Below are 10,477 nucleotides of genomic sequence, written 5' to 3'. Positions count from 1 at the left end.
GATCTTAGTTTCGATTTGTGGCCAAAAATACAGCATCTCATCGCGAAGCATTGTCATGATGTCGCGCTGCCAGTCTTCCAGGATTGGAGAGTATTAATGAGCGTCGGATTGCTGGCGTTGTGCTTGAAGAAGCCGTATTGCGCGAGAACGTGGTCGATGATCGGCTTATTGATACAGCACTATCGGTAGGAGAAGCTCACTGCCTTCATTGCCAATGGCATTTTTTGAAACTCGTCAATAACCGTAGCGAGCAGCCTGTGGGGCTATATACAGTGGTAACGAAACGGCCATAGGCTTCTTCAATTTCATTGTTTACCATGCCCTGAGGTAATCTGTAAAAACAATGGCTGTTTGTTATGCCGTTGGAAGACTCCGGTCGTTCGAATCAATATTGAAACAGCAACCATTGGATGATATAGCGGGCAGGATCAGCTTAATTTTCCATAATATATCCCATCTGGCAACCCTGCAATTGGGTTATCACGCATTTAAGTATTGTAATTGTATCTATAAACATGGTAAGTTTGTATAGATTTAAATAAAAACTTAATAAATCTCATTAATGGTGTTATTGCATAATTAAATGCCTTAACTTAAAAGGGAAATTCGGTATTATTCCGATGCGGTCCCGCCACTGTAAAGCGGAGTAACTTATTATTAGTCCACTGTATTATGTAATTCATACGGGAAGGAAATAGGTTGCGATGATGCGAGCCAGGAGACCTGCCATGAATGATTTTATTTTTCCCCACGAGGATGGGAGGAAGGTGCGTATTTCTTATGTCCATTGAAATATTCATGTTATAAGCCATCTTTCATTAATTGAAAGATGGCTTTTTTATGGCGAAAAGACCTATTATGCTAGCAGGTAAATGAGTTTGAGGATAAGGAAGAGTATTTGACTTGTGCGTGTTCCATAGTGGTTCCTATTGAAGATTTATAACAATTGGGAGGAAGAATAAATGAATAAAAGGTTAATGTACTTATTGTCATTAGTTGTCATATTGACAATAAGTACTGTTGCTTACGCGAATCCGTTTCAGACATATAATTTAAGTGAAAAATTGAATGCACTTTCAAAAGACGAAACGGTATTGGCAAGCACTTATGAAATTACAAGTGAAAATTATTTAAAAGTCAAAGGGATGATACCTCAGAACGACAATTTAAGTGTAAGATCCAAAAGCTTTATTGTTATTATATTCGATAAAGAAATAGTACTGAAAGACTCTGAGCAAATATCATTGACAAGCAACGGATCGGTAATTGAAAGTTTGAAAGAAGTAGAAGGAAATAAATTGTTAATTCATCCGACAAGTAGTTTGAGTTTGTCGACAACTTATAAAGTATCAGTAGACAGTGAAAGTATTAGCTCAAGTAATAATGAGTATCTAGAACAAGATTTTGAAAAATCCTTTACAACAGCCTCACGCAGTGATCGGAATTTACAAGTTGTAAAGATACATCCTGAATCGCCTGGTGTTATGTTAAATGATTCTGCGCCAATTCAATTGTTTTTCAACAAAGTTATTGTTCCTGGAGAAAGTTTTAGTAACATACAAGGGTCAATAAATGGTGAAGCAGTTGAGGTTGAGGCAAGAGCACACGGCATGGTTATGGATTTAAGTGTTAATTTAAATGAAATAAGTGAAGGTTATTTAAATATTCAAATTCCAGAAAGTTCTCTCCAAGATCAATTAGGAGAGGAGTATAACGAACAGATTGAGCTTCAGTATACTCTATCATCAAATTTATTAAGTGCACGAAGCAGTACAAATTCAATTTCTTCTTTAAATGAAGTAGATCGTAGTTATTATCATAAGAGAATTTCTTCTGGATCTGAACATACATTAATTATTAATGATGATAATCAAGTGTTTTCATGGTTACACAAAGATTTTAACCAGATAGGGTTTGACAATCCATTGTATGATGGACAGTCAGCAATGGTAACGTCATTGGAAGATAAGGATATAGTTTCAGTTAGTGCTGGGGATAGCCATTCACTGGCTCTGGCATCAGATGGGACTGTTTGGGCATGGGGAGACAACACCTATGGTCAGTTAGGTGATGGCACATATACTTTTAGTAGTACTCCAGTACAAGTGGTTGGAATTGATGGATCAGGATTTTTAAATGATATTGTCGCAATAAGTGCGGGTTGGAACCACAATTTAGCCGTTTCTTCAGAAGGCAATGTTTTTGCATGGGGAACAAATGAGTATGGTCAACTTGGTGATGGAGGAAATAGTTGGGATAGTCCATTGCCTATACATGTTTTAGCAGCTGAGGATGAAGGGCAATCCTACTTAGAAGATATTATTTATGCTGATGCTGGTGCATATCATTCTGTTGCATTGAAAGCTGATGGAACCGCTTATGTTTGGGGGGATCAGTGGCGGATGTTTGAGTTCCAAATTGATTTGCAGACATATGTACCTACGCGGATAGAAGCAGACATATACAACAATCCGATAAATAATGTTAAAGATATTCAGGCTAGTCCCTATGGCACAATACTTCTTACAGAAGATGGGAAAATGTTGGCCAAAGGAGCAGAATTGTCAGGCGAATTTGGGCAAGGGCGAGATACTGGAGGGTATAATCCATGGTTTGACTATATATATTTCAATGCTGACACAGTGTTAGAAGATATCGAATCGTTTGATATTACATCAGGCAGATACGAATCCAATACTGAACAGGGAATTTATATATCTGCAATTGATACAGTTGGCTCTCTCTATAGCTGGGGAGGGTGGCTAGGCTACCCACGAATAGTTACTGAGGGCAGTTTTATTTCAATTGGAAACTCTCTACTTGGAGGGATGAGTTTTAAAGAAGATGGAACACTCTTAGTTTGGAATTATAATCGAATCCTTGACACTTTCGATTATCCAGAAAAACACATTCTTAAAGAGTATGTATATGACAAAACTAAAGAGAATAGATTGACATCTGTAACTATTACTATTGATCAATCAAAGTACCGTCAAGATTTCATTTACGACGGCAATGGGAATTTGATTTCTAAGAATACAATTCAGATTGAATAGAGCGCATGAATTGTAATTTTAAACAATACTAAATAATAGTTAGGAGTAATATAAATGAAAATTAATAATAAGTTAATAGTCTTGTCATTATGCACTGGCATTGTTTTTTCTAGCTTCGGTGGAATCACTTTTGGATCAGATAATAAAGGCTCGAATCAAGAATTGGTACAGCCTGGACTGCAATTAACCCCACCGACTGATTCATTTCAAGCAGAGTATGAAGAGGTTATTATTGATGGAACGGAACAAGAAGCTGCTCTTTATACAGGTACAACTAGTAGATTAGGCGGAGAATATACTATCGATCCACACACAGTAGATGGAGAGGAATTAGAAAAACTACTAAATGAAGGATATGAGCTGAAAGAGATATTTAATGCGGATGAAATCGCTAATCAAGTTGGGTTAGCTCCAGTAGACATTCTAACTGCGAATGTTGATGGTTTAAGTGTAGGAGAATTACGGGAAGAAGTATTGAAGCAAAGAGAAAATAGTTTGAAAATGAAACTAAAGGCAGAATTCTCATCTGATTTCAGCGAACTACAGTCACTTGATCTAACAGAGGATGAGGTTTATGTATTGCTGCTTGGTAAGAAGGAAAATGCTGAACTTAATATCGCTGAAATAGCAGAGAACTACCAAGCTCAAGGGAAGAGCTCGATTAATGATATGTTGTTAATGATCGAAAATAATGAAATACAAAAATCTAATATTACTGATACTCAACAAAATGACGTTAATTTGGATAAAGAAAATGCCAAAGCAAATAGATTAATAATCCAAAATGATATTTCTCCAAATTTAGTGGAGAAATTTAGAGCATTCGCCGAAGCAAACAAAATTTCTCTAGAAGGATTGCTAGAAAACTATATTAATGAAAAAGAGCGACAAGATAATCATGTAAAGATTTCTGAGGGAGGAAAGTAGACTGTGAAACGAAAAGTTAAACAAAATCTGTTATCAGTTCTCATGGCTATCTTCATTTTCCTTGCATTTAGTGGAGGGTCTGTCCATGCAAGTGTTAATATTGAAGGTCTGGAAGGTGTACTTAATAATATAGCAAGCAAGCAAACAAATGAAAACCAGAAGCCATTTTTGGCAGATCGTAACTCAACGGAAGAAATTGTTGATCCTATTACGGGTTCGCTAACCTTTAAACAAACAGATATCGCCTTACCGGGTAAGGATGGTCTCGATCTTTCAATATCTCGAATTTATAATTCTTCACAAGCTGATGGGGCAACAAAAAAAGCAACAGTGAGTACAACTTCAAGCTCGTATACAGCCTGGTCAGAACCAGGTTGGTATGTGGAGGTACAGAGATGTTTTATTAGTACTTCGACATGTAATACCTTCTATTATGGACCTTATCAAAATGAAACTGATGCATGGTTAATGGAGAATTCTGTAAATAATGACACCTCAAATTTATCTTTTATAGATATTGCTCAGCGATATTATGGCAGTATTCTAGAGACATATACTACTTATACCGTTAATACTCGTAGTGTCCCAGATAAACATACTTATCTCCATACGCGTTATGATCTAGGTTTAGGATGGGCCCTAGCATTTCCTTCTGTACAGAAAGAAACCCATAAAGGAAGAACGTATGTTACTTTTCACGATGGTTCAGGCGCATCCTATCAAGTTAATATCACGCCAGATACAAGTGATTCAAATCTTATAAATTATGAAGGTAAGGACGTGGAGTTTCGAACAGTAGCGACTAATGATTCGTTGTATCAATTTAATAATGGGCAAGTTACAGCCAAATTCGTTTTTGTAAGTTCAGACAAAAGAGAAACTTATTTCGGTGATGATGGCCGGTTAGTTGGTGTTAAAGATAGATTTGGGAATAAAATCACTTTCACACATACGAATAGACAGGTTCTAGGTAAAACATATCCGTTTATTTCACAGATTGTGGATAGTATCGGTAGAATAGTCACATTTACTTATCAAAATACAATACAAAAACCAGATGGAGAATTTACTGGAGAAGACATTGTTGTTACAGTCAAAGATCCAGATAATGCGCAACATACGGTCTCATTCAAGTACACCAAAAGCAGGCAACTAGCTAGATTTCGCAGTAATGGCCAAATAACTGACACATACTACTTGCCTTATCTGGGTGAAGTTACAGATAGAGTAGGTTTAAAGACCGCGTATTATTACAATAGAGTTCAAAATGGTATGTTAGATGCTAATGAAATATTATTTAACTTTAGTAATAAAAATATAAGCGAACCTAATTCAGCTAAGATGTTTGCCGCAATATTATCTGTTGTTAGGTATCCGCACTCCGAAACTTCATATTGGTATGATCGTACGGTTCGGAATTTAGGTCCAGATGGTGCAACTCAGGCACATCGCGTTACGGAGAGGTACGATAGAATCAAAAGATATGATACTTCTAGTGGTACATATACTCATATGGGTAACGATCCCACTAAAATTTCTACAGTTAACGATCCTAATGCCGATAAAATAAACTATGTAACTTATGAATATACAAATGATTATACGGGCTATCCAACTTACGCTTCGACAGAAGTCATGCCAGATTCATATACATTCTCTTCTAAGTTTAAGCTGAGTAGCGGACAAAATGTGAAGCAAACTTACAACAAACAAATGCAAATGTTAGAGGCCGAGGTTACAACATCAGATAATGAAAAAAAACGCGTAACGTATCAAGAATTCGATGCCGTTTTTAAATCGAAGCCAACAAAATTAAAGACGGAGGACATAACATCAGATGGAGTATCGCACAACACGCTATATGCTGATCGTATCTATACCAGTTGGGGCGGACTTCAATCTATCACACAACCATTGACTGAGGAACAATACCAAAACACATCCATCAAGTCACTTTATACAACTACTTTTATGTATGAGCCGACCTATAAAATGATTGCTCAGAAAAAGTGGTATCAAAACGCTACTACTTTGCTGACTGAGTCGTTTACGTACGATAACCTTGGACGAATTAAATCTTATATAAATCCAGAAAACGAGACTACTCAGTATACTTATACACAAGCTTCAGATGGAAACCGTGTGGAAGTGACAAAGCCACTGGAAAACAACAAACAAGCCAAATCCATTACTTTGTATGGATCTAGTGGTAAAAACGCTTTCCCTACTAAAACTACTGAATATTATACTGATTCGAATAATAATCTTATAGAATCTCATTCCACAAAAACATACGATTTATTATTGGGGCTAGTTCATACGGATACGGATACGGATGGGGCTACGACGACGTATAACTTTGATAATCAAGGACGAGCTATTTCCGTTGATATGCCAGTATACACAGGTGAAGATGGAAAAACGTATTCTATGAAGCAGAAGTATGAATATATACCATACAGTGCTTATTCAGATTACGAAAATTCAAATAAACAGATAACAGGAACACAAGTAAAATCATATGTGGAAATTCAAAACTTAGTAGATATGACAAGTACTGAATTTGATAAGCAATATCAGTTTTATGATGCATTTGGTAATCCTCGTCGTATCCTAATTTACGATGATGCTAACGGGTGGTTGCCTACAGATTATCGTTATGATCGAGTTAATCGACCGAATTATATCAGAGATCCAGAAGGCAATGTTACGATTTCCTCTTATGATAGTTGGGGGGAAATAGCGGAAAATATTGATTCATATGGAAATCTAAGACGTAGTGAATATGATATAGAAACACGTAAACGTTCTAGTTATTTTGTTGCGGCCAATAGCGTAAGTAATTTCAGAAATCTCCCACAAGATAGTTTGAAGGAAAACATACAGGTGTCCCTAACAGATCAATGGGGTAATATTGTGCAGGAAAGTACCTTTCCAAACGGGACAACAACTAGTGGAGCATTAAATCAGTACTATACTTACGATATCGGCGGCAATGTTATTTCAGTTACGGATGCGAAGGAATATACAACAGATTTTGTATACGATAAGTTGGACAGGTTGGTGTCCGTTACTGATCCATTACAGCAAACTACTGAGTATGATTATAATTTGCTTGGTGAGCTGAGTGGTATTAAACAAGGTGGGATATGGACAAAAACCAAAACATTTGATGAGTCAGGAAGGCTTATAACTAAGACGAATGCGTCAAATGAAAGTGAACAATTTATTCCAGACGAGTTAGGTAATCTTATTGCCAAAACAGATATAAACCAAAAAGTATTTTCTTATCAGTATGATACTAATAATAGGATTAATGGTGAGCAGGTTGGTGCGGAGGAAATACGAACGTATTATAATACTCCATTCGGCCCAGGAACGCTGGAGTGGTATGAAGATGATATATTAAAGCAAACCTTATCGCTATCATATACGAATTTTGGTCAATTGAATGCACAGTCGTTATTATATGAAAGTTATAATCATTCATATACTAATTTGAATGACAAATTAGGTCGAACAACGGTTGTTCAGGACAGTTTCAGTGGTTTTACACGATATTACTACGACAAAGAACGCTTAAAACGTGTACAAACAAATGGGAGCAATCAACAGTATTCGAACAGTAGCGAGTTTGCAGAATATGACTACTATGCCGACGGTAAGGTCAAGTCCGTGACTTATCCTAAACTAACAGATGGAACGTACCTGAAGACAGAATACGAATATAATAAACTGAATCAATTATCCACTGTGACTAATAAGAAAGGGAACACAACGTTATCCCGATATTTTTACATGTATGACAACAATGGTAACACTATATCGGTTACGGACAATTTTGGAACAACTGAATATGGTTACGATGAACTTAACCAGCTAACAAACATTGTAAGGCCAAATGGGGATACGGTAGAATACAAATATGATACTTATGGAAACCGTTACGAGGAAGTAAGTTTCGCGGTCTCTACGCCAATGGAACTTGATGACGTCGCCTATAGTTTTGACGAGTGGAACCGCTTGACTTCAGCACAAATCGGAACGGAAACAACGAATATTGAATATGGTTTAGATGGTCTCCGGATTAAAAAAATGAATGACTCAGAAGTTACTCGTTATCATTATAATGAGAATGGACAGGTTATTGCCGAATCAGATGATACAAATGTATTGAAGGCTCAATATGTTCGTGGACCAGATCGCCTACTTGCTAAACTGGATAATTCAACAAATCAAACTTATTATTATTTGTACAATGGTCATGGTGATGTTGTACAGATCGTAGATACCTCTGGTAATGTCGTAAACAATTATATGTATGACGAATGGGGTAACATTACCACTCAGACAGAAGGAGTAACTAATTCTTTTAAATACGCAGGAGAAATGCATGATGAAGAGTCAGGTCTGTATTACTTGCGTGCAAGATACTATGATCCGTCACTCGGTCGTTTTATAAGCAAGGATACGTATGAGGGGGAGTTGGCTAATCCACTGACCTTGAATTCGTACATTTATGCCTATAATAATCCATTGAAATATATAGATCCGAGCGGAAATATTGGTTGGAACCAAATTGACAATCTGCTTGGAGGTATGTTGGCATCAGTTGGCGATACTTTCAAGGATTTAATTAAATCGCCTGGGGCTCTATTTCAATTAGGCAATGCAATAATCTCAGGGGATATATCGTTTGCAGACCTTGGAAAGGCAATTGGAGCAAGTGCAATTGATCCGATCTGGTATTTGACTAATAACTCCAAGCATGTGTGGGGAGGAAAACCAACCGATGCAGAAGTCAAGGAATATGGTAGGCAATTAGGTAATGTATTACAATTGGCAATGGGAAGCAGCGCAGCAATGAAGATTATTGCTAAGGCTGTTCCTAAGTTGTCCAAAGCATTACAGTCCATAAAGAATGCAACATCATGTAATTGCTTTACCGCCGGTACAAAGATTCAAACAGACGAAGGGGAGAAGAATATCGAAGACATTGAAGTCGGAGATAAGGTTCTTTCCAAGGATGAAGTAACTGGCGAGATCGCGTACAAAGAAGTTACTCATCTGTATCGCAATGAAAAGGAGATCACCTATACATTAACGGTTGGCGATCAAATTATTGAAACCACCGCTAATCATCCATTTTGGGTGGATGGCAAGGGATGGATATATGCTGTTAACTTGAAATTGGGCGATCGACTAGTTCAGAGTGATGGTAATTATATGGAAATAAGCGACATTGAAATTGTGTTTCACGATGAAAAAATAAATGTCTATAATTTTACTGTTGCAGATTTTCATACGTATTTTGTCAGTAGTTTAGGTATTTGGGTTCATAATATCTCATGTGCAGAAATTAAATGGAAAGGATTTAAGCAAGGAAGTTTATCGGAACACTATGATAAACATAAAAAAGAATTTGGAGATATTACTCAGGCTGAGTATTATAAGAGGGCAAAGGGTTTCTCGGCGGAAACGAATGCTTCATTTAAAGAAGAGATTGTTGGTAATTTTATAGTTAAATACGATCCAGCTACAAATCGAGTACTGATTGGCCATATTAAAGATCGTGAGATAAGGACATTTTATATTGCAAGTGAGGCAAATCCATTTGAGGCAGCAAAAAATCGTGCTCGTTACAAATCTGGGATATAAAGCGAGGTGGCATAGTGTGACTCGTGAGAAAGCCGTTTCCATTATTATCAATGATATTATTGAAAAGATGACCAACGAGTCTAGGTATGAAGTATTGTTAGATTGGTGGGGAATAGATCAAGAAGATACGGTTTTTAATGAATTATCAGATGTACTACAATATGAATTAGTGCAATTAGATGAACCGCCTGACTATGTTATGGATGATAAATATAATCCGTTAATATTTCGAGCATTAAAGTACAAATATCTTGGGGTTAAAAACGAATATTTATCAAAAAGAGTTTGTGAGATTCTTGGAACGGAACATGATATTGAAGGAATTCAAGAGGAATTAAGTATTTGCCCGTGTTGTGAATATAAATCACTTTTATCAAATGGCGAGTATGATATTTGCCCTGTTTGCTTTTGGGAAGATGATGGTACCATCAATCCGGAGGAATATAGTTCTCCAAATCATATGACGCTTGACGAAGGCCGTAAGCATTTTACTGAGTTTGGGGCAATGAGCCTATCTTCTTTAGAATTTATCAAACATGATAGGTTGGAAAAATACTCTAAATCTTGATATTTAAACGCCATCCAAGAGTCTGGCGGCCGAGAAATCGGTCGGCTTTTTAGTAAGCGTCAAACCCATTACACGAAGTGATTAAGGTGCCCAATCGCCAGTAGTGCGATTGGGCATCTTTTATAATTTATAAAAACTTCCGACTCGTTTTCTTCCCGTCGCAGCTGAACACGATCTTTTTATCCTCCACGAACGTCTCCAGATGAACGTTCTTGCCCCAAAGCTGCACGACATAAGGCAGCGTGCGTTCCACGTACTTCAGATCCAG

Annotated in this window: 4 protein-coding genes, 2 pseudogenes and 1 riboswitch; of the genes and pseudogenes, 4 read left to right on the top strand and 2 right to left on the bottom strand. The window is 36.9% G+C overall.

The genetic code is table 11. The features are described 5' to 3' along the window. A pseudogene (locus V8F51_RS31275) lies at window positions 1-93 on the bottom strand (SpoVR family protein); the annotation flags it as partial. Between the two features lie 453 nt (window positions 94-546). Beyond that, window positions 547-745, top strand: a riboswitch (cobalamin riboswitch). Window positions 746-962: 217 nt separating this feature from the next. Between V8F51_RS31275 and V8F51_RS31270 the strand changes: the two are divergent. From V8F51_RS31270 to V8F51_RS31255, 4 genes are read left to right on the top strand one after another with little or no spacing between them, the layout of a single operon-like run. Next, window positions 963-3,056 carry an RCC1 domain-containing protein gene (locus tag V8F51_RS31270; RefSeq protein WP_337104422.1) on the top strand — a complete coding sequence of 698 codons (2,094 nt, stop codon included), beginning with the start codon at window positions 963-965 and terminating at the stop codon, window positions 3,054-3,056. A 54-nt stretch (window positions 3,057-3,110) separates the two neighbouring features. Further along, window positions 3,111-3,983, top strand: a complete 873-nt coding sequence (locus V8F51_RS31265; protein ID WP_337104421.1) for a hypothetical protein — start codon at window positions 3,111-3,113, stop codon at window positions 3,981-3,983. 3 nt (window positions 3,984-3,986) lie between these two features. Then, a complete protein-coding gene (locus tag V8F51_RS31260; RefSeq protein WP_337104420.1) occupies window positions 3,987-9,641 on the top strand; it encodes a polymorphic toxin-type HINT domain-containing protein in 5,655 nt (1,884 codons plus the stop codon). 16 nt (window positions 9,642-9,657) lie between these two features. Next, complete coding sequence (locus tag V8F51_RS31255) at window positions 9,658-10,209, top strand: CPCC family cysteine-rich protein (protein ID WP_337104419.1); 552 nt, start codon at window positions 9,658-9,660, stop codon at window positions 10,207-10,209. Window positions 10,210-10,336: 127 nt separating this feature from the next. On the opposite strand, the pseudogene V8F51_RS31250 reads toward V8F51_RS31255, so the two are convergent. Further along, a pseudogene (locus V8F51_RS31250) lies at window positions 10,337-10,477 on the bottom strand (stage V sporulation protein R); the annotation flags it as partial.

The sequence above is a fragment of the Paenibacillus sp. YIM B09110 genome (assembly GCF_037167145.1).
GTDB lineage: Bacteria > Bacillota > Bacilli > Paenibacillales > Paenibacillaceae > Pristimantibacillus.
The sequence above is the reverse complement of the archived record's forward strand: the minus strand, read 5'-3'. Positions and strand labels throughout refer to the sequence as shown.